A 20931-nucleotide genomic window follows, 5' to 3' on the forward strand; every position below is an offset into this window, starting at 1 on the left:
AGAAACGGAAGAAGTCAATGTCGTATATCGTCGTAAAGATGGCGCATATGGCTTGATCGAGCCGGAATATTGATCCTATAAGGACGGAAAAAAGACCGAATCGAGAGATTCGGTCTTTTTTTATGGACTAATCATAATTACTTACTATAAAATTATTGTTTTTTCGTATAGCGAAAAAGGGATATTCCAAGATAGAATGTATAGAATGGAACGACAAAATATGTTAGAATAAAAATCATACTGAATGTAGTCTATGCGCTTACAGCCGAGTAAGTTGTGTTTCGGCTTCTTCTTCAAGATCGGTCGCTGTGCGACTGAGTTCTTGGGGGGTGATCACGTTCTTATGAATGAGCAATTCGATAAGAGCTGTGATGGCAAGGGTCGTTTTGTAATCGGTTTCTTTGAGATCGGCGATCTGGCTGAATACAGCAAGGGAGTTAAGTTGGGTATGATTCATATGGATCCTCCTCGGTTTTTCTTTCAGTATGGGATTTATGATTTCTTTTTATACCAATCAAATGGAATTTTTTTAAGGACATTTAAGTGGGGGCTCAGTCATGCAGGATAAAAAATTTTCCAGACGTAGTTTTTTAAAAATAATGGGCGGTATCGGTGCGGCAGGACTCAGTCTTGGTGCGGCGGGATGTGCAAATAAGCCTGCCGGTGGCGAAGGCTGGATGCCGACGCAGTATAACCGTGCCGGCAATTGGTCTGTGCAGGTCAAGGGCCGTGTGCCTGTTGATGAGAATAGTGCATCACTGGCGCGTGATGATTCGAAATGTATTTTATGCGGACAGTGTTTGGAAGTCTGCCAGAAGGTCATGAGTGTTCATGGCTATTATGAACTTCCGATCAAAGATGAAACGATCTGTATCAACTGCGGTCAGTGTACGATGTGGTGTCCGACCGGTTCTTTGTTTGAGAAACGCGATATTGATCGTGTGGCTGATGCGATCGCCGATCCGTCGGTGCATGTAGTCGTTCAGACTGCTCCTGCGACGAAGGTCGCGCTCGGGGAGGAGTTTGGTATGGCACCGGGCAGTCTTGTTGAAGGAAAACAGGTAGCTGCACTTCGTGCGCTTGGTTTCGATAGTGTACTCGATACGTGCTTCATGGCAGACTTGACGATCATGGAAGAAGCGGCAGAGCTTGTAGAGCGTGTGAAGTCGGGGAAAAATATGCCGATGTTTACGTCGTGTTGCCCCGGTTGGGTGAAGTTCTGCGAATACTATTATCCGGATCTTATTCCGAACCTGTCTTCGTGTAAGTCGCCGATGCAGATGGGCGGTGCGATGATCAAGTCGTATTATGCAGAGCGCAGAGGCCGTGATCCGAAGAAGATATTCAGCGTATCGATCATGCCGTGTACGGCGAAGAAGTTCGAGGCGATCCGTCCCGAATTCCGTGAAACGGTGGAAGATATGCCCGATATGGATGCGGTACTTACGACGCGCGAGCTTGCGCTTCTTCTCAAAACGCGTGGTATCGATTTTGATTCGCTCGATGAGAATGCAAGATATGATTCGCTTCTTGGCGAGAGCACGGGTGCAGGTATTATCTTCGGTGCGACGGGTGGTGTTATGGAGGCCGCTGTCCGTACCGGTTACTACTATTTGACAGGATCGAATCCGCCGGAGGCGCTTCTTAACTGGACGCCTGTTCGTGGGCTTAAAGGTGTAAAAGAGGCGGTCGCATCGGTTCCCGGTGTCGGCAATATCCGTGTGGCAGTTATTCACGGCACACGTGCCGCACGCAAGGTTCTCGATGAAGTGAGAGCAGGCAGAGTACGCTGGGATTTCATTGAAGTCATGGCATGTCCGGGTGGCTGTGTATCGGGCGGCGGACAGCCGCGTACGGCACTTCCGCCGAACGATGATATCCGCAAGATTCGTGCAGACGGTCTGTATCACTATGATGCGAAGATCGCGAAAAAACGTTTGAGTCACGAGAACCAAGAGGTAAAAGATCTGTATCGGCTCTATTTGGGTGAGCCGCTCGGTGAAAAATCACATCATCTGTTACATACGCACTATGAAGACAGAAGTTCGCATTTAACACCCAAAAAACCTGACAGCGCGCTTTGGGGGGATCGTAAATGAAGAGAGGAAATGGCGTTTTAGTTGATTTGACGCGCTGCATCGGCTGCGGCAGCTGTACGGTTGCCTGCAAGATGTGGAATAACTTGGAGTTCCAAGAAGATCACCCTGCAACGGGTGAACATACAAAATTAAAAGATTATAACTGGACGGTACTCGAAACACGCAAAACAGAGCTTGCTGATGGGTCGCCTATCTGGCGTTATGTCAAACGCCAATGTATGCATTGTCTTGACCCTGCATGCGCTTCGGTCTGCTTCTCGAGAGCGATCCAGCGTCGTGAAGACGGAGCGGTCATCTATTATCCCGATCTGTGTGTCGGTTGTCGTTACTGTATGGTAGCGTGTCCGTTCGATGTAGCAAAATACGAGTGGGAAAGTGCGTTCCCTACCGTGATGAAATGCCAGTTCTGCAGCTCTCGTATAGAGAACAGAGAAACACCTGCATGCGTTACGGTCTGTCCGACACATGTTATGGAGTTCGGCAGACGCGATAAGCTTCTCGAAAAAGCACAGCAGCGCATTGCGGCAGAGCCGAATAAATATGTACCGCATATCTACGGTGCAGAAGAAGTCGGCGGTACGAGCTGGCTCTATATATCGGATGTTCCGTTTGAGAAACTCGGATTCAATACAGAGCTCGGTACGACAGCACCTACGACGCATTCGAACAGTTGGATGAAAAAGGTGCCGTATATCGCGATCGGCTGGGCAGCACTTGCAACGGCGATCTCGGTTTATACGAAGCGTCGTACGGACAATGAAAAGAAAAGAAGAGAAGAAAAACGATTAGCTAAGTCGAAAGAAAAGGAAGGTGACCGCAATGCTTAACAGTGGTCCGGAGAAAGTCTTTCGTATCTTAGGGTTGCAGTTTACCGTTACGCCTGTACACTATGTACTGACAGCACTGGCTCTTGTCAGTGTGATCTGCATGATCGTCCGTTTCTTTACCGGGTTCAGCCTGGTGACGAACTTGTCTGATGAATGGCCGTGGGGTCTGTGGATCGGGTTTGACGATATGACGGGTATTGCCATGGCGGGCGGTGGTTACAGTATCGCGATCATCGCATATATCTTTGGCAAAGGAAAGTATCGCTCGCTCGTGCGTCCTGCCCTTCTGACATCGCTTATCGGTTATCTCATTGCGATGGCAAGCCTTATCTTAGACGTCGGACGTTGGTACAACTGCTGGATGCCGTTCGTATCATGGGGTACGACATCTGTTCTGTTTGCGATCGTGTGGTGCTTATCGCTCTACATGCTGGTACAGGTACTCGAGCTGGGCAAGATCGTCACCGAACGCTTTGGTCAGCGATTCCATGACAGACTCAAAAAGATCATGCCTGTCCTTATCATTCTGGGGGCAGTGTTCCCGGTACTTCATCAGTCGTCGCTCGGTGCGATGTTCCTCGTTATGGAAACGAAGATGTATCCGCTCTACTGGAGCGAATATCTTCCGTGGTTCTATCTCATCTCGTCGTTCTTCGTCGGTCCTGCCGTTATCTGTTGTGAGGCATCTCTGGCACGTACCTTCTACGGTCATCAGATCCGCGTCAATAAGATGCATGGTCTGGCACGCATCGGTACGCGTGTAATGGCAGTCTACTTCCTCTTGAAGTGGTACGACCTCTTCGAACGCGGTCTTGTCGGTATGGCATTCAGCGGTACGTGGGAAGCGAACGTATTCCTCGCAGAAATGGTCATCGGTATCATCATTCCGATCATCATCGTATATTCGAGCTGGGGTCAAACAAGAGGCGGCTTTATCGCGTACGGTGTTTTGACGAGCGTCGGGCTTGCCATCAACCGTCTGGCAACCGTATTCGTCGGATTGTCGCCGGGTCGCGAAACGACCTACTTCCCGTCGGTATGGGAGTTCTTCATTACGATCGGTCTTTTGTCGCTGGCTTGTCTTCTTTACAGCTTCGTCGTAGAGAATATCAACATCTTCGGCAAACATCACAACGAAAAATTGAAACGTATGAGCCGAATGTTTATGCGTGTTCCGAGAGGACATGCAAGCTGACGTTTTGTGTGGCAGATATATGGTCTGCCACACTTTTTTTATAGGGAAAATACATTTTGGGTTATTCTGTATAATGTATACATTAGGAATTTTTCATTCAAAAACGGAATACTACTTTGACTTATTCATTACTTTCTGGTAGAATTCTGTAATAGATATACTATTGATAAAAATGCAGGCAAGATAAGTTCTCCTGAAAAGCGAATCGGCGTATATCGGCAGAACGGAATCAATAGGTGCTGCATTGTATATCGCCATCATTCGATGGGCAGTCGCGACGTATACGAAGTGTCGCGTGAAAAAGTGAGAAACAGAAGAAAAGGCAGGTGAGTGTAATGCTTAAGAGTGGTCCGGAAAAAGTGTTTCGTATAATGGGGCTTCAGTTTACCGTAACTCCTACACATGGTATACTGACGATGTTGGCAATAGTTGGTGTTCTGTGTATGATCGTCCGTCTTGATACGGGATTCAGCATGGTGACGAATTTGTCCGATGAATGGCCGTGGGGTCTGTGGATCGGGTTTGACGTTATGACAGGCGTTGCGCTCGCGGGTGGTGGCTACGGCATTGCGATCATTGCACATATCTTCCATCGGCATAAATATAACTCAGTCGTACGCGGTGCGCTCCTGACATCGCTGCTCGGTTATCTTCTCGTCATGGCGGGACTTCTCATAGATATCGGGCTTTGGCGTAACTGTTGGGTACCGTTCGTATCATGGGGCACGACATCTGTTCTGTTCGAGATATTGTGGTGCTTGTCACTTTATACGACGATACAGGTACTTGAGATGGGAGAGATCGTGACCGAGCGATTTGGTCAACGATTCCACAGTGCGCTTAAAAAGATCATGCCTGTGCTTCTTATCCTCGGGGTCGTATTCCCGGTACTTCATCAGTCGTCACTCGGTGCTCTGTTCCTTGTTATGGAGCCTAAAATGTATCCGCTCTACTGGAGTGAGTACATTCCGATCTTTTATTTGATGTCGTCGTTCTTCGTCGGTCCTGCTGTTATCTGTGTTGAATCGTCTTTGGCACGCCGTTTCTACGGACATCAGATACGCATCAACACGATACACGGTCTGGCAGTTATCGGTACGCGTGCGATGGCGGTGTATTTCCTTTTGAAATGGTATGACCTCTTCGATCGCGGTCTCATTGGTACGGTGTTCAACGGTTCGTGGGAATCCAGCGTATTTCTTGCGGAAATGATCATCGGTATCCTCATTCCGATCGCTATCGTATACTCGCGTTGGGGTCGGACGAGAAACGGTCTGATTGCGTACGGTTTCTTGACGAGTCTTGGCCTTGTTGTCAACCGTCTTGCGACTGTATTTGTCGGATTGTCGCCGGGTCGCGACATGACATACTTCCCGTCTGTTTGGGAGTTTACCGTTACGATCGGCCTCTTGTCGGCAGGGTGCCTTCTCTACAGCTTCATCGTAGAGAACCTCAACATTTTCGGCAAGAACCACAACGAAAAATTGAAACGCATGAGCAGAATGTTGATGCGTGTGCCGAAAGGCAAAGCAAGCTGATAAATCGTGTGGCAGATGTATGGTCTGCCGCACTTTTTTTATACTAAAAAGGCATACTTCTTTGACTTATTCGCTAGATTCTGGTAAAATTCTATAATAGGTGTATCTGTGATTAAAGTGCAGACAACGACTCAACAAGGAGTGATATTGAGTGTTTAAATTTATAAAAAAATTGCTTATGGGTGACGATGATGCAAGCAAGGTAAAAGCGCTTCGCAAATATGTCGACAAGATCAATGCACTGGAACCGTCGGTGCAGAATTTGAGTGATGCGAATCTCCGCGAAAAAACGCAAGAGTTCAAAGACCGTCTGGCACAGGGCGAAACGCTCGATGATATTTTGCCGGAAGCATTCGCTGTCGTCAGAGAAGCATCGCGCCGCGTGCTCGGTATGCGTCACTTCGACGTACAGCTGATCGGCGGTATGGTACTTCATCAAGGTAAGATCGCAGAAATGCGTACAGGCGAAGGCAAAACGCTCGTAGCGACGCTTCCGTCGTACCTCAATGCTTTGACGGGCAAAGGTGTACACGTCGTTACGGTCAACGATTACTTGGCGAAACGTGACAGCGAGTGGATGGGCAAGCTCTACAACTTCCTCGGCTTGTCGGTCGGTCTTATCGCACACGGTCTTGATTTCATGGAACGTAAACGTGCCTATGCCGCAGACATCACGTATGGTACGAACAACGAATTCGGATTTGACTATCTCCGTGACAACATGGTCACGTATCCCGAACAGATGGTACAGCGCAAGCTTAACTATGCCATCGTCGACGAAGTAGACAGTATCTTGATCGATGAAGCAAGAACACCGCTCATCATCTCGGGCCCGGGGGACAAATCGACTGATCTTTATTTCGTTATGGCCAAAGCCGTAGCCCCACTCAAAGAAGGCGAAGACTATACGCTCGATGAAAAAGCAAAAGCCGTTATGCCGACAGAAACGGGTATCAACAAGGTCGAAGAAGCTTTGGGACTCAAAAACCTCTATTCGGCAGCGAACATTGATATGTCGCATCACTTCACGCAGGCGCTCAAAGCAAAAGCCATCATGAAACGTGACAAAGACTATGTCGTTCGCGAAGGCCAAGTCGTCATCGTAGACGAATTTACAGGTCGTCTTATGTTCGGCCGTCGTTATTCGGACGGTCTTCATCAGGCCATCGAAGCCAAAGAAGGCGTGAAGGTCGAACGCGAAAGCCAGACGCTCGCGTCCATCACGTTCCAGAACTATTTCCGTATGTATGACAAATTGAGCGGTATGACAGGTACGGCCAAAACAGAAGAAGGCGAGTTCACGAAGATCTATAACTTGCCGGTCGTGGTCATTCCGACGAATAAAGAAGTCAGAAGAACAGATTTCCCTGATGTTATCTATAAAACGAAAGCGGCAAAATATCGTGCCGTTGTCAAAGCAATCAAAGAACTGCACGCAAAAGGTCAGCCGGTACTCGTCGGTACGACCTCTATCCGTCAGTCGGAAGCACTCAGCGCAGAGCTTCACAAAGCGCGTATCCCGCATCAGGTCTTGAATGCGAAATACCATGAGATGGAAGCAGAGATCATCAGCGAAGCAGGTCAGCTCGGTGCGGTCACCATCGCAACGAATATGGCAGGCCGCGGTACGGATATCGTGCTTGGCGAAGGCGTGCCCGAAGTCGGCGGTCTTCATATCCTCGGTACAGAGCGTCACGAAAGCCGTCGTATCGACAATCAGCTTCGCGGTCGTGCAGGCCGTCAGGGTGACCCGGGTTCGTCGAGATTCTACCTCTCGCTCGAAGACGATCTTATGCGTCTTTTCGGCTCGGAAAACATTGCCACGATGATGGATAAACTCGGTATGGACGAAGACGAACCGATCGAGCACAAACTCATCACACGTTCGGTAGAAAAAGCACAGAAAAAAGTCGAAGCACGTAACTTCGACATTCGTAAACATGTCCTTCAGTTCGACGATGTTATGAACCAGCAGCGTGAAGTCATCTACGGACAGCGCCATAAGATCTTGTCGGGCGAAAGCATGAAAGAAAACATCTTTGACATGATCGAACAGATCATCGACGAAGGTATGGAACGCTATACGAACGAAAAAGTTTATCCGGAAGATTGGGATACGGAAGAAATGGAAGAGTACTGCAAAGAGTACTTCTTGCCTGCGAACCGTCTGACGCCGAGCATGATGGAAAAACTCAGCTTTATAGAGCTTCGTGAAGAGCTTCTTAAGATCGCCAACGACCTCTATACCGAAAAAGAACAGGCGTTCGGCGAAACGAATATGCGTGAGCTTGAAAAGATCGTTATGCTCAAGGTCGTTGACAGCAAGTGGATGGAGCATCTTGACAACATGGATATCATGCGCGAAGGTATCGGGCTTCGTGCGTACGGTCAGCGCGACCCGCTCGTAGAGTACAAGATCGAAGCATTCGACATGTTCCATGCGATGATCAAACGTATCCAGCATGAAGTCGTACGCTTCATGTTCCGCGTAACGATCGCAGAACCTGCCGAAGAAGGCGAACAACAGGCATAAGGACTGCTTAGGCAGAAGATGGGCAAAGAAAGGTTGAATTTAGCGTGATGTTAGAAGATTTGCGAACTCAGATCGCAGAAACAGAACGAAAGATAAATGAGATGCGTGCTTCTCTCGACATTGGCGGCAAAGAAGAACAAGTCGGAGAACTCGAATATAAGATCAGCGAGCCGGGATTCTGGGACAATGCCGACAAAGCGCAGGCTGTTATGCAGGAGCTCAATGCGCTGAAACTTGTTGTGGAAACGCACGCAAAAATGAAAAATCAGTATGAAGATATGCAGATGCTCTGGGAGATGGGCATGGAAGAAGGCGACGAAAGTGTATACGACGAAGTCGTGGCTATTCTCGATGATATCCGTGCACAGCTCGAAAAGCTCGAGCTTGATCTTCTCCTCTCGGGCGAGCATGATGCGAACAATGCGATCCTTACGCTCCACGCAGGTGCGGGCGGAACGGAAGCGCAGGACTGGACGCAGATGCTTATGCGTATGTATATCCGCTGGGCTGAGAAAAAAGGCTATAAAGTCGAAACGCTCGAATTCCTCGTCGGTGACGAAGCAGGTATGAAGAGCGCAACACTCATGATAACGGGTCATAATGCATATGGTTACTTGAAATCGGAAAAAGGCGTACATCGTCTTGTGCGTATCTCGCCGTTCGATGCGAACAGCCGTCGCCAGACCTCGTTCTCGGCGATCGACGTTATGCCTGAGATCGACGACAATGTAGAGATCGACCTCAACCCTGCCGATATCAAGGTAGATACGTATCGTGCCAGCGGTGCGGGCGGTCAGCATATCAACAAAACGGACTCTGCCGTTCGTATGACGCATATGCCGACAGGCGTCGTCGTACAATGTCAGAGCGAACGTTCGCAGATACAGAACCGCGAACAATGTATGAAGCTCCTTCGTGCAAAACTGTACGAACTTGAACAACAGAAACAAGAAGCTGCCATGGCTGAGATCGCAGGCGATTATCAGGCGATCGAATGGGGTAGCCAGATCCGCTCGTACGTATTTCATCCGTACAGCATGGTCAAAGACCATCGTACGAACGAAGAAACGAGCAATACACAAGCCGTCATGGACGGTGAGATCGATGCGTTCATCGAAGCATACCTTGCGATGAACAGCCGAAAGGCAAAACCGGAGGCGTAAACAAATGCCTGAAGAAAAACGCGAATACGTACGCATGACACCAATGAAATATTTGTTGGTCGGGCTGGCCCTTATCGTGCTTACAAGCAGCATAACGTTACCGATTGCGGCGAAGACCATCATCGAGAACAGTCTGAGAGAGAATGTGCAAGCTCGAGAAGTCGTTGCCGATGTCTATTCTGAAAAAACCGGAAGACGTAGTCGGGCACTTGAGATGTTAGCTGGAGAAATGCATAAGGTATATATAACGGCTAAAGATGTGCAGGTCGGCAAATTGCTCTGCTCGCGGATCGACGTATGGGCAGAGGATGTAGATGTCGATATGTCGCGCCTTGTAGATGACGGCACGTTCGTCTTTGAACATCTCGGTAAAGTTTCTGCCAGCATTGATATCAAAGAAGAAGAGCTTGCCAAAACGCTCGAACAGTCGGTAGAGAAGCTGTCGAATGTCACGGTACACATCACACCGTCGGGCGTTGAAGCGGAAGGTGACTATATGCTCGGCAAACTGCCTGTGCGTATTTCACTCGCGGGACAGTTCGTCGGCCGCGGTAACAAGATATATTTTGTCAGTGAACGCGCTGCGTTAAAACATACCATCGGAAAAATATCTGCCAATGTCAAAACAGATGTAGAGCTGGCAGAACTGTCATCTCTGCCGTTTGCGGTGCAGGTGACGAATGTCAGCAAGTTCGATGGGGAAGTATCTGTTCGCGTTGAAAAAGAAGACACATCGACAAACCAAAAGACCAAATAAGATTCAGCGATTCATTATGAGGTGGAAGATCGGTGAAACAATTTACGTATAACAAACTGCTTGTAGCCCTCATTGCGCTTGGCTTCATCGCCTCGCTCATCATCGGCTATCAGCGGTATCAAGTAGAATATCAGAATACTGTCGTAGACTTGGTGGCAGACTATGATGATGTCGTCAAAACGGCCGCCATCGAAGGTGTCGATGAAGATGAGCTTTTCAGACAGCTCAAAGATGCAGGCGTTACTTCGGTCGCAGTTTACGAAACGACACTTGCCAGACTGCACGAGCGCGGCAAGATCTCTGCCATGCCGGGCAGCACACTCGAAGCCGATGCCAAATGCGGTCGCTTGACAAGTCCCGCGTGGCAGTCGTTCGTCGAATCGGATACATTCCATGTCGGCAGTATCTACATCGTCAGTGACTACCCGAACGTGCTTGATGAATTGACGGAAGACATGATGCGCCGCCTCGGAAGCCAGCGCGTATCGACCGTCAATATCGGAAGTCAGCGTGTGCTTGCGGTCAAAGCCGATTACGAAAAAGCGCAAAAATGGAACCTCGGCCTGTCTACCGATCAGATCAAACAGGTAGCCGATCATGGATTTTGGGTCATCGCTCGTCCATCGAACTATCAAAAAGTCACCGAGGACGATGTCAGAGCCGTCTTTTCGCGTATCGCAGTGTCCGACCGTGTATCGGCTGTCGTATTCTCGGGTCCCGAAATTCTCGGCTATCCCGACCATCTCGATGTGACGATAGAGCTGATGAAAGAAAAAGATTTGACGCTTGGCGTGATCGAACATGTGACACAGCTTCAGTTCTATCCGCAGGAAGGATTGAAAGGCGTCATGCAGGAGATGGGATATCATGCGGCGCGTGTCTACTCGATCCCGAAAGACGAGCAGGCAAAAATGAAACTCACGGATGCCGTTCAACGCTGGACGCTTACCGACGAAGAACGCAATATCCGTATCAACTTCCTGCGTATGTTTGAAAAACCTGCCTCCGGTATGGATATCATCGAAACGAACGTTGAATATGTCCGCGCCGTCAAGGCAGATCTTGAAAAACGTGGGTTTGCCGTTGGCAAAGCCAGCGTAATGGAACCGTATTACGCAAATAATATCCTCTGGGCACTGGTCGCCATCGGCGCGGTGGCAAGCGGAGTACTGTATCTCTCGCTCGTGCGTCCGTTTTCGGCGAAATATCAATACGCCCTTCTTATCATCTTGTCGGCAATTCTCTGCTACCCCATCTTGAGTGGTGCAGGTACGCTCGCAAGACAAGTCATTGCACTTGCCAGTGCGTGCATCATTCCTGCCGTCGTCATGACGTGGCAGCTCGATTCGTGGAGCAAGTCGCCGCGTGACAAGAGCCGCTCGTGGGCGCGCATCACAGTCGGTGCGGTCGGCAGATTGACCGTGCTCGTATTCGCCTCGCTTATCGGCGGATTTTATGTGGCAGGTATCTTGAGTGATGTCCGTTTCTTCTTGGAAGCGGAGATATTCCGTGGCGTCAAGCTGACATTCTTGATGCCGCTCATCTTGATAAGCATCACGTATCTCGTGCGCTTCTCCCTCTTTGAAGTACGTGCGAGCGAGTCGCCGTCGTTTGCCTCGCAAATACAAACGGTGCTCAATTATCCCGTTACAGTCAAGGCACTCGCACTGATCGGTGCGATGGCACTTGCGGCACTTATATTTATCGGTCGAAGCGGACATACTGCCGGTGTTCCCGTTCCGGGCATTGAACTTAAGATGCGCGCGTTTTTGGAACAAGTCATGTATGCGCGTCCGCGTTCGAAAGAATTCCTTATCGGGCATCCTGCCTTCTTCTTGGCGGCGATCGCCTACTATCGCAACTTGCCGAACTTCCTCTTATACTTGCTTGTCGTAGCGGCAACGATCGCACAAGGCTCGCTCGTGGAAACGTTCGCGCATATGCGTACGCCTGTATTCATGTCGTTTATTCGTGCGCTCGACGGTCTGGCGGCAGGTATTGGTGTCGGTCTGATCGGTGTCCTCGGTGTATGGGTGCTTCGCAAAGTCTGGTATCGTGTGCAGAAGGAGCTGAATGCACATGAGTAATATCGTCATATCGGGATATTACGGATATTCCAACGCAGGCGATGAAGCGATGCTCTCGGCGATGATCGATGTCCTGACGGAGTTCGACCCGCAGGCGCATATCACCGTCATCTCGGGCAATCCTATAGATACGAAAAAACGTCACGGTGTCGATGCGGTGCACAGATTTCATCTTCCGCGGATCAGTCGCGCGCTCGCAAAGTGCGACCTTCTCATCAGCGGGGGCGGAAGTCTGTTCCAGGATGTGACGAGTTGGCGCAGTCTTTACTATTACCTCAGCATCGTCACGATGGCAAAAGCACTCGGTAAGCCTGTTATGCTCTACGCACAAGGCATCGGTCCGCTGCGCGGCAAGAATGCTCGGCGTGCCATGCGCATGATCGGCAACCGCGTCGATGTGATAACTGTCCGCGATGAAGGATCTCGGCGTGAGCTTGCCGAACTCGGCATCACAAGACCGCATATCGAAGTGACGGCCGACCCTGTGCTGGCGATCCATCCTGCCAATCGCAATCTCGGCAAGACGATATTGGCCAAAAGCGGTGTTGACTTGGACAAGCCGATCGTGGCGTTTGCCGTACGTGAATGGGAAACGAAAAACGACTACAAAAAAGCGTTGGCTCTCACCGCCGACCGTATCATAGAAGAACTCGGCGCGCAGGTAGTGTATCTGCCGATGCAGTATCCCTGCGACGTAGAGGCGGCGAAACGTATCCGCAACAAGTCGCGATACAAAAACGCCATTTTTTTGGAAGACGAATATACTACGACAGAACTGCTTGCGCTTGTCGGCAACGTAGACTTATTGGTGGGCATCAGACTGCATGCGCTCATCTTTGCAGGTGTCATGCACGTGCCGATGATCGGTATCTCGTATGACCCGAAGATCGATCGATTCATGGAATCTGTTGAAGGTGATTGTGTCGCTGACTTAGAGCATATCACGAGTGATATGCTTATGGAATCGGTTCGCGCAAAATGGATGACGCGCCGTCAAAGCGATATCAAAACCGAAACTGCCGTAAGCAATCTTCGCCGACTGGCGGAGCGTAACGCAGAGCTGGCACTCGATTTCCTGCGATAACCTACAACTTCATATTGCTCTCACTACTTGTATGGGAGAGTGGATCGCATGATGTCATATGTGAAACAGTATGGAGCTATCAGTTTTGGGATACTCTTGGGTGCTGTCGGACTTAATATGTTTTTGATCCCCAATCGCATCGCGGCGGGGGGCTTAAGCGGTCTGGCAACGATCTTCTATCACATGGCAGGCTGGCCTGTCGGTATCGTGATGCTCGTCGTCAACATTCCACTTCTGTTATATGGCCTCTACCTATTCGGACGCGGGTATACCGTGCGTACGATATACGGTGCGGTACTCTATTCGGTCTTGGTCGATCTTACGGCACCGTATCTTCCTGTTATGACGGAAGATATCCTTTTAGCATCGCTCTACGGCGGTGTACTTGCAGGGATCGGTGCAGGTATCGTATTTCGATACCGATGCAACACGGCAGGTACGGCGATGATCGCCGCCATACTCAACCATAAATGGGGCATCAGTGTGGGGCAGGCACTTTTCTTAGCTGACGGAATTGTTGTTTTTTTAGCAGGAATTGTATTCCATAGTGCCGAATTGGCACTATATGCGGCTCTTTCGATTTTTGTTACGTCGAAAGTTGTCGATATTATTCAAGAAGGCGGTCTGGCGAGCAAAGCGTTTTTGATCGTGACAGACCAAGCGGATGTCCTGACGGCGGAAGTCAATCGCCGCATCGTTCGCGGCGTAACGATCATCGGTGCGCGCGGAGGATACAGCGGACAGCCCAAAGAAGTGCTTTTATGCGTGGTGACGGCAGATCAGATCACCCCGCTGAAAGAATTGATACATGAACACGCCCCGAATGCGTTCGTCATCGTGACCGATGCGTACGAAGTTTTGGGCAAAGGATTTGCAGACATTCGATGATGCTGTTATTTCACTAGGAGGGTTTTTTAATGGCAAATACGTTGACAGAAACACAAGTACTTGATTTACAGACCAAAGCAAAAGCGATTCGCAGAAACATCGTCAAAATGATCACCGAAGCAAAATCGGGTCATCCGGGCGGCTCTCTTTCGGCAACTGATATTGTGACGACGCTCTATTTTGCGGAAATGAACGTTGATCCCAAGGATCCGAAAGCTCCGAATCGTGACCGTTTTGTCTTGTCGAAAGGTCATGCGGCACCGGTGCTTTATGCAACACTTGCAGCAAAAGGCTATTTCCCGGAAGAGGAACTCATGGCACTCCGTCAGGTGAATACGCGTATGCAGGGTCATCCGAGTATGAAAGACTTGCCGGGTGTTGATATGTCTACCGGCTCTCTCGGTCAGGGCTTGGCTGCAGCCAACGGTATGGCCCTTGCCGCACGTCTTGACGGCTCCGACCACCGCATCTTCGTTCTCATGGGCGACGGTGAATTGCAAGAAGGCATGATCTGGGAAGCAGCGATGCTTGCAGGTCATTACAAACTCAGCAATATAACAGCATTCGTTGACTATAACGGACTTCAGATCGACGGTCCTGTCACTGATGTTATGTCGCCGCTTCCGCTTGCGGAAAAATGGCGTGCATTCCAATGGAATGTTATCGAGATCGACGGTCACGACATTCCTGCTATCTATGATGCGATCCAGGCGGCAAAAGCCGAAACGGAAAAACCGACTGTCATTTTGGCTAAAACGGTCAAAGGCAAAGGCGTTTCCTTCATGGAAAATCAAGCAGGCTGGCATGGTAACGCACCGTCTAAAGACCAGTGCGAACAAGTTTTGGCAGAAGATTTGGCATAAGCAGGAGGTTATTGAGTCATGGGTAAAGCTACTAGAGAAGCATACGGCGAGGCTCTGCGTGAGCTTGGCGGACAGAATGAAAATATCGTGGTTTTGGATGCGGACTTGTCCGGTTCGACAAAAACGGCCATGTTTAAAAAAGAATATCCGACGCGTTTCTTCAACGCAGGTATCGCTGAACAGAGTATGATCGGTACGGCGGCAGGTCTTGCGGCAGCAGGCAAAACGGCTTTCGCTTCGACGTTCGCAGTATTTGCAACGGGTCGTGCCTTCGAGCAGATCCGCAACTCTGTTTGTTATCCGAAATTGAACGTAAAAGTTGCGGCAACGCATGCAGGCCTTACGGTCGGTGAAGACGGTGCGACGCATCAGGCGATCGAAGACGTTGCTATCATGCGTGCCCTTCCGAACATGACGGTACTCGTTCCTGCCGATGCGGCAGAAGCAAAAGCTGTCGTTCGCTGGGCAGCAGAATACAACGGCCCTGTATACATTCGCCTTGGTCGTTCGGGTGTACCTGATGTATTCGACGAATCGTACGAATTCAAATTCGGCAAAGCCGTTACGCTCAAAGAAGGTACGGATGTTACGCTCATCGGTATGGGCATCATGACATCGGCAGCTCTCGAAGCGGCAGAAATGCTCGCTGAAGAAGGCATCTCGGCAACTGTTCTCAACATGCCGACGATCAAACCGATCGACGAAGAAGCGATCGCAGCGGCGGCAAAAGCTACGGGCGCGATCGTAACGTGCGAAGAACATAACATTATCGGCGGTCTTGGCAGTGCTGTTGCCGAAGTATTGGCAGAAAAAGCACCTGCTCGTCTTGTTCGAGTCGGCGTAAAAGATACGTTCGGTGAATCGGGCAAACCGGCAGACCTCCTCAAAAAATACGGCTTGACGGCTTCTGACATTGCAGCAGCGGCAAAACAAGCTATCGCAAACAAATAAGATAAGATGCGTAAAGCAGTCTGTACTCACATAATAGTGAGTACGGACTGCTTTTTGTTTAGGGGGAGTGACGATGATACGGTGCTGGTGCCATGTGAGTGACTATCTGAAAAAGCTGTGTATCGGTATCGGCGCGCTCATCGGTGCGTATGTGATGGAGCCAAGTGTGCTGTCGGCGGTGTCGGCATGGCTGTCGTTCGAAACGTATGAGATGTTTTTCGGCCGCGATTGTGCGCTCGGATTGGTCATCGCACTCTTTTGTCACGAGATGGGGCATGTACTCGCGGCGCGCATCGTCGGTGTGCGCACGTCACTTCCGTACTTTTTGCCGATGATCGGTGCTGTCGTCTGCCTTAAACGGTGCACGGTCAATAACGGTCGCGAAGCAGTCATTGCGCTCGGCGGGCCTGCACTCGGCAGTATCAGCGTATGTGCATTTCTTGCCATCCATCTCTGGACAGGCGAGCGCGTCTATCTTTTGTGGTCACATCTTGCCGCGTGGCTCAACCTTATCAACCTTCTGCCGTGCTACCCACTCGATGGCAGTCGTGTCGGTGATGGGATATCACGCCATATGTGGGTCGTTGGCATCGGCTTGACGATCGTTTGTCTTTACGTGTGGGAGCATATCATGTTCCTCTTGCTCCTTTTCGTTTCGCTGTGGCGATGGTGGCGGCAAGGGCGGCGTATAGAGAACATACATCGCTTCAGGCGTACGTGGATACTGGGGTGGTATTTGCTCTTATCGCTGATCCTCGGCTGCTTAACGATGATGACAGAAACACTCCTTTTGCGGTGAAAACGAGTGAATTTTGAATCTATCGGCGAAAAAAGCAGGTATTTCGTCAAAAATGTCTAATTATATAATATTATTTACTATGCAAAACAACTTTCATTTGAGTGGAGGATTTCTTTTGATTACATTATCGAACGTAAGCAAAACATATTCTACCGGTGCTGTTGCGATGGATGATATTTCGATCTCGATCGACAAAGGCGAATTCGTTTTTATCGTTGGTCCGAGCGGTGCCGGGAAATCGACGTTGATGAAGATGCTTTTGTTGGAAGAATCTCCCGATAAGGGCGATCTTATCGTCAACGGACATAACCTCAGAGAACTTCCAAAGAAAAAGATTCCGTATCTCCGTCGCAGTATGGGCGTTATCTTCCAAGATTATCGCCTGCTTCCCGACAAGACGGTCTATGAAAATGTCGCGTTCGCGATGCGTATCGTCGAAGCGTCGCGCCGTGAGATGAAACAGAATATTGAGAAGGTGCTCGGACTCGTCGGCCTCAAGCATAAGGCCAAATCGTTCCCTGCACAGCTGTCGGGCGGTGAACAACAGCGTGTGGCGATCGCGCGTGCCATCGTCAATAATCCTGTTATCGTGATCGCCGATGAGCCGACAGGCAATCTCGACCCCGAGAACTCGTGGGAGATCATGAATATCTTTGAAGAGATCAACAAGTCGGGTACGACGATCGTTATGGCGACACACGATAAAACGATCGTAGACTGTATGCGCCGTCGTGTTATTGCGCTTGAAAAAGGTAAGATCGTACGCGATGAAGCGAAGGGAGGATACGGCGATGAAGGTTAGAACTTCGCTTTATTTGATGAAAGAAGCGTTCGTTTCGCTCAAACGAAATGCGCTGATGAGTTTTGCCTCCATCAGTACGGTAGCGGTATCGCTCCTCGTACTCGGTGCGTTCGGTATACTCGGTCTTAATATGGGATATATGGTGTCGGCACTCGAATCGAAAGTCGAGGTAACGGCATATATGCAAGATTCTGTCGAAGGTGAGGCACTCGCACAGGCAGAAGCGGATATCCGTGCTGTCAGCGGGGTATCGGAAGTGACGTTCGTCACGAAAGCCGAAGCACTAACAAGATTCCGTGAACGTCTTGGCGACCAAGCGTCGATGCTCGAAGCACTCGACGATCAGAATCCGCTTCCCAACTCGTTCGAAATAAAAGTGGACAATCCCGAACTTGTCAGACCGACAGCAGAGGCCATCGAACAGATGGCAGGCGTAGAAACGGTCAAATACGGCAGTGAGATCGTCGATCAGCTGTTCCAGATGACGAAGATCTTACGTATCTTGGGTGCCGTCCTGTTGGGCTTCTTAGTCTTTGCTACGCTCTTTATCATCTCGAATACGATACGCCTGACGGTATTCGCGCGTCGTAAAGAGATCGGTATTATGAAATACGTCGGTGCCACGAATGCGTTTATCCGTCTGCCGTTCTTGATGGAAGGTATGATCCTCGGCTCTGTCGGCGGCACGATCGCGGCAGTTGCGCTCTATTATGCGTATTCGGCACTTCTCTATGAAGTACATCAAGTATTGGCTTTCTTGTACTTGGTACCGCTTCATCCTTTCCTCTATATCATCGGCGGCGCGCTCGTCGGCATCGGTATGCTCATCGGTGCGATCGGCAGTGCCATCTCGCTTAGCCGTTATATGGACGTCTGATGGCGGAGGAATGAAGATGAAACGAACGAAAAAAAGTCTTGCGGTGGCACTTGCGTTCACGATGCTCGTTCCGATGAGCAATGTCTGGGCAGACAATCTGAAAGGACAGCTCGATTCGGTCCAAAAGCAGATGAAGTCTGAGCAGTCGAATATCGACAGTGCCAAGAAGCAGATCAAAAATATTACGGAACATTTGGCTCAACTGCAGCAAGAAACAGAAACGGTGCAGGCTGAGCTGACGAATATACAAACGGAATTGACGGAAACGGAACAGCATATCGCTGAAAACGAAGTCGTTCTTGCTGATGCAGAGGCGCGTCTTGAGGCTCATACGAAGGTGCTTCATAAGCGGCTTAGAGATATCTATATCAACGGAAGGATCAACTATCTCGACGTTCTGTTCGGAGCGAAGGATTTTAACGATCTCGTTACGCGCATGGATCTCTTGAAACGCATCGCCAGCCAAGATGCGGAGCTCGTCAGCAGTGTGCGCAGTGAACGTGCGATTATCGTAGAGAAGCGTCAGCAGCTCGAAGATGATAAGGCACATCTTGTCGTACTCAAAGAAAATGCAGAGGCAAAACAGAAACGTATCGACGAGAACAAAGCACAGCAGCAGAGCCTCTTGGCGAAGGCAAGTGCAGATAAAGCAGAGGCAGAACGTACATACAGAGAGCTTCTTTCGAAATCGAAAGAGATCGAAAATATGCTTCGCAATCGTAAGCCTACATTCAATCAACCTGCACAGGTCAAAGGGAGCGGTGACATTATCTGGCCGCTTGGCAGCAGAAGAGTCACATCTCCGTACGGTTGGCGCGTCCATCCGATCTTCGGTACATCGCGCTATCATAGCGGTATCGACATTGCGGCCAACTACGGTGAGCCTATTTGGGCGGCGGCGGGCGGTACGGTCATCCATTCCGGATGGCTCGGCGGCTATGGTAAAACGATCATCATCGACCACGGCGGCGGCTTGACGACGCTGTATGCACACAACTCGAACTTGACGCTCGGTGTCGGTGCTACGGTAAGAAGAGGGCAAATTGTTGCCCATGCAGGGTCGACGGGTTATTCGACAGGCCCGCACCTTCATTTCGAAGTGCGCAAATATGGGGAACCTGTCAATCCGTACAACTATTTCTAAAACGTATAAAAAAGATATCTCTTACATACAGTAGAGAAGAAATGCACAAATACAGGGGTGTCATGGTTGAGTAAACAAAAGATGTGGCTGCGCATGGTGCTTGCCTTCTTGGCGGGAAGTATGCTGACATTGGCAGGTATACTGTTCGTCATGGAACACGCAGTAAACGGTGCAGTCGGTGCGCTCGATTTTTTTCGCACATTGACAGTCGTTGAACATAAATATGTCGATCAGCCCGAGCTCGAAAAACTCTGGCAAGGATCGATCAAAGGGTTGGTCGAAGCGCTCGATGATCCTCATTCGATATACATGGACGCAGAGATGTTTGATGTATTCGAAAGTGCTACGAGCGGTTCGTTCGGCGGGGTCGGACTCGTTGTCGGAGAAAAAGATGATGAGCTCGTCGTTGTATCGCCGATCGAAGGTACTCCCGGCGAAAAAGCAGGTGTCAAGAGCGGCGATATCATCCTCAAGATAGACGGCGAAGATGCAACGAAGTTGAATCTGACAGAAGCCGTCGAGAAGATACGCGGTGAAGAAGGTACGTCGGTAACGCTCACATTGCGACGAGGCGAAGCGACGAAGGAATTCACCATCGTCAGAGATAATATCCAGGTTCATGCCGTATCGGGCAAGATGCTCGAAGGCGATATCGGATACTTGCGCATCACGAACTTCAATGAAGTCGTTGCCGATGACTTGAAGAAAGAATACAGCCGACTGGAAAAAGAAGGCATGAAACGCATCATTCTTGACTTGCGCGACAACCCTGGCGGACTTCTCGATCAGAGCGTAGAGGTTTCTGAACTGTTCGTACCGAAAGGACCTGTCGTATCCATCGTTGAACGTGACGGCAGTCGAACGACGTATGAATCGAAGTCGGAAGGCTCTCCGTACCCGGTCGTGGTGCTCGTCAACCAAGGCAGTGCCAGCGCATCCGAGATCGTCGCAGGTGCGATACAAGATACGAAATCAGGTACGCTCATCGGAACGAAAACGTTCGGCAAAGGCTCGGTACAAGGCGTGTTCCCGCTTCACAGCGGTGCGGTCAAGCTAACGATCGCCAAGTATTATACGCCGAACGAAACGCTCATCGACGGTGTCGGCATCACGCCTGATATCATTGTAGAAGCGAACGGCAGCAGTACCCACGACAACGTACTTCAAACAGCGATCGCTCATCTGAAAACAAAATAACAGAGAGGTCATTTCGCGATATTGTATCAGCGATGATACAGTACAGTCGAAGTGACCTTTTTTGTTCGGAAGGATTGAATCGAAGTGGTGTACGTGATACGATACGAATAACAGATAATAGATGCGG

The 20931-nt window shown here is 49.8% G+C and carries 19 protein-coding genes; 18 read left to right on the forward strand and 1 reads right to left on the reverse strand.

Going from position 1 to position 20931, the window contains the following annotated elements; genetic code table 11:
* A partial coding sequence (locus IJN28_03665) for a sigma 54 modulation/S30EA ribosomal C-terminal domain-containing protein (protein MBQ6712873.1) occupies nt 1-73 on the forward strand: 73 nt, incomplete at its 5' end.
* 186 nt (nt 74-259) lie between these two features.
* Here IJN28_03665 and IJN28_03670 read toward each other — a convergent pair.
* Complete coding sequence (locus tag IJN28_03670; protein MBQ6712874.1) at nt 260-457, reverse strand: hypothetical protein; 198 nt, start codon at nt 455-457, stop codon at nt 260-262.
* A gap of 100 nt (nt 458-557) precedes the next feature.
* Between IJN28_03670 and IJN28_03675 the strand changes: the two genes are divergently transcribed.
* The 17 genes from IJN28_03675 to IJN28_03755 all read left to right on the forward strand — a co-directional run bounded on the left by IJN28_03675 (nt 558) and on the right by IJN28_03755 (nt 20804).
* Nucleotides 558-2099, forward strand: coding sequence for an iron hydrogenase small subunit (locus IJN28_03675; GenBank protein ID MBQ6712875.1), 1542 nt, complete (start codon nt 558-560; stop codon nt 2097-2099).
* Nucleotides 2096-2926, forward strand: a complete 831-nt coding sequence (locus IJN28_03680; GenBank protein MBQ6712876.1) for a 4Fe-4S dicluster domain-containing protein — start codon at nt 2096-2098, stop codon at nt 2924-2926. The genes IJN28_03675 and IJN28_03680 overlap by 4 nt, the downstream gene beginning before the upstream one ends.
* Complete coding sequence (gene hybB, locus IJN28_03685) at nt 2919-4121, forward strand: Ni/Fe-hydrogenase cytochrome b subunit (GenBank protein ID MBQ6712877.1); 1203 nt, start codon at nt 2919-2921, stop codon at nt 4119-4121. The genes IJN28_03680 and hybB overlap by 8 nt, the downstream gene beginning before the upstream one ends.
* 371 nt (nt 4122-4492) lie before the next feature.
* Complete coding sequence (gene nrfD / locus IJN28_03690) at nt 4493-5659, forward strand: polysulfide reductase NrfD (GenBank protein ID MBQ6712878.1); 1167 nt, start codon at nt 4493-4495, stop codon at nt 5657-5659.
* Nucleotides 5660-5810: 151 nt separating this feature from the next.
* Nucleotides 5811-8192, forward strand: coding sequence for a preprotein translocase subunit SecA (secA, locus tag IJN28_03695; protein ID MBQ6712879.1), 2382 nt, complete (start codon nt 5811-5813; stop codon nt 8190-8192).
* A gap of 47 nt (nt 8193-8239) precedes the next feature.
* Entirely contained in the window at nt 8240-9355 is a 1116-nt protein-coding gene (gene prfB / locus IJN28_03700; GenBank protein ID MBQ6712880.1) for a peptide chain release factor 2, read from the forward strand.
* Nucleotides 9356-9359: 4 nt separating this feature from the next.
* Nucleotides 9360-10112 carry a DUF2993 domain-containing protein gene (locus tag IJN28_03705; GenBank protein ID MBQ6712881.1) on the forward strand — a complete coding sequence of 251 codons (753 nt, stop codon included), beginning with the start codon at nt 9360-9362 and terminating at the stop codon, nt 10110-10112.
* A 32-nt stretch (nt 10113-10144) separates the two neighbouring features.
* Entirely contained in the window at nt 10145-12199 is a 2055-nt protein-coding gene (locus IJN28_03710; protein MBQ6712882.1) for a hypothetical protein, read from the forward strand.
* Nucleotides 12192-13283 (forward strand): polysaccharide pyruvyl transferase CsaB, encoded by a 1092-nt coding sequence (gene csaB / locus IJN28_03715; protein MBQ6712883.1) that lies wholly within the window; start codon nt 12192-12194, stop codon nt 13281-13283. Before IJN28_03710 ends, csaB begins: the two co-directional genes overlap by 8 nt.
* Before the next feature lie 48 nt (nt 13284-13331).
* Nucleotides 13332-14171 carry a YitT family protein gene (locus IJN28_03720; protein MBQ6712884.1) on the forward strand — a complete coding sequence of 280 codons (840 nt, stop codon included), beginning with the start codon at nt 13332-13334 and terminating at the stop codon, nt 14169-14171.
* A gap of 29 nt (nt 14172-14200) precedes the next feature.
* A complete protein-coding gene (locus IJN28_03725) occupies nt 14201-15034 on the forward strand; it encodes a transketolase (GenBank protein ID MBQ6712885.1) in 834 nt (277 codons plus the stop codon).
* Between the two features lie 18 nt (nt 15035-15052).
* Complete coding sequence (locus tag IJN28_03730; GenBank protein MBQ6712886.1) at nt 15053-15985, forward strand: transketolase family protein; 933 nt, start codon at nt 15053-15055, stop codon at nt 15983-15985.
* Nucleotides 15986-16058: 73 nt separating this feature from the next.
* Nucleotides 16059-16784, forward strand: coding sequence for a hypothetical protein (locus IJN28_03735; GenBank protein MBQ6712887.1), 726 nt, complete (start codon nt 16059-16061; stop codon nt 16782-16784).
* A 115-nt stretch (nt 16785-16899) separates the two neighbouring features.
* Nucleotides 16900-17586, forward strand: coding sequence for a cell division ATP-binding protein FtsE (gene ftsE, locus IJN28_03740; protein ID MBQ6712888.1), 687 nt, complete (start codon nt 16900-16902; stop codon nt 17584-17586).
* Nucleotides 17576-18463: a permease-like cell division protein FtsX gene (ftsX, locus tag IJN28_03745; GenBank protein ID MBQ6712889.1), complete on the forward strand. Its 888-nt coding sequence runs from the start codon at nt 17576-17578 to the stop codon at nt 18461-18463. The genes ftsE and ftsX overlap by 11 nt, the downstream gene beginning before the upstream one ends.
* A 16-nt stretch (nt 18464-18479) precedes the next feature.
* On the forward strand, nt 18480-19607 hold the full coding sequence (locus IJN28_03750; GenBank protein MBQ6712890.1) for a peptidoglycan DD-metalloendopeptidase family protein: 1128 nt from the start codon (nt 18480-18482) through the stop codon (nt 19605-19607).
* 81 nt (nt 19608-19688) lie between these two features.
* On the forward strand, nt 19689-20804 hold the full coding sequence (locus IJN28_03755; GenBank protein MBQ6712891.1) for a S41 family peptidase: 1116 nt from the start codon (nt 19689-19691) through the stop codon (nt 20802-20804).
* The last annotated feature ends 127 nt before the right edge of the window (nt 20805-20931 follow it).

Source organism: Selenomonadales bacterium (assembly GCA_017442105.1).
In the GTDB taxonomy this organism is placed as follows: domain Bacteria; phylum Bacillota; class Negativicutes; order RGIG982; family RGIG982; genus RGIG982.

Coding starts and splice junctions, on each gene's coding strand:
- hybB (MBQ6712877.1), top strand. CDS start 2,919: ATGCTTAACAGTGGTCCGGAGAAAGTCTTTCGTATCTTAGGGTTGCAG.
- IJN28_03670 (MBQ6712874.1), bottom strand. CDS start 457: ATGAATCATACCCAACTTAACTCCCTTGCTGTATTCAGCCAGATCGCC.
- csaB (MBQ6712883.1), top strand. CDS start 12,192: ATGAGTAATATCGTCATATCGGGATATTACGGATATTCCAACGCAGGC.
- IJN28_03735 (MBQ6712887.1), top strand. CDS start 16,059: ATGATACGGTGCTGGTGCCATGTGAGTGACTATCTGAAAAAGCTGTGT.
- IJN28_03675 (MBQ6712875.1), top strand. CDS start 558: ATGCAGGATAAAAAATTTTCCAGACGTAGTTTTTTAAAAATAATGGGC.
- IJN28_03755 (MBQ6712891.1), top strand. CDS start 19,689: ATGTGGCTGCGCATGGTGCTTGCCTTCTTGGCGGGAAGTATGCTGACA.
- IJN28_03680 (MBQ6712876.1), top strand. CDS start 2,096: ATGAAGAGAGGAAATGGCGTTTTAGTTGATTTGACGCGCTGCATCGGC.
- nrfD (MBQ6712878.1), top strand. CDS start 4,493: ATGGGGCTTCAGTTTACCGTAACTCCTACACATGGTATACTGACGATG.
- IJN28_03720 (MBQ6712884.1), top strand. CDS start 13,332: ATGATGTCATATGTGAAACAGTATGGAGCTATCAGTTTTGGGATACTC.
- IJN28_03725 (MBQ6712885.1), top strand. CDS start 14,201: ATGGCAAATACGTTGACAGAAACACAAGTACTTGATTTACAGACCAAA.
- prfB (MBQ6712880.1), top strand. CDS start 8,240: ATGTTAGAAGATTTGCGAACTCAGATCGCAGAAACAGAACGAAAGATA.
- IJN28_03730 (MBQ6712886.1), top strand. CDS start 15,053: ATGGGTAAAGCTACTAGAGAAGCATACGGCGAGGCTCTGCGTGAGCTT.
- IJN28_03705 (MBQ6712881.1), top strand. CDS start 9,360: ATGCCTGAAGAAAAACGCGAATACGTACGCATGACACCAATGAAATAT.
- IJN28_03750 (MBQ6712890.1), top strand. CDS start 18,480: ATGAAACGAACGAAAAAAAGTCTTGCGGTGGCACTTGCGTTCACGATG.
- ftsX (MBQ6712889.1), top strand. CDS start 17,576: ATGAAGGTTAGAACTTCGCTTTATTTGATGAAAGAAGCGTTCGTTTCG.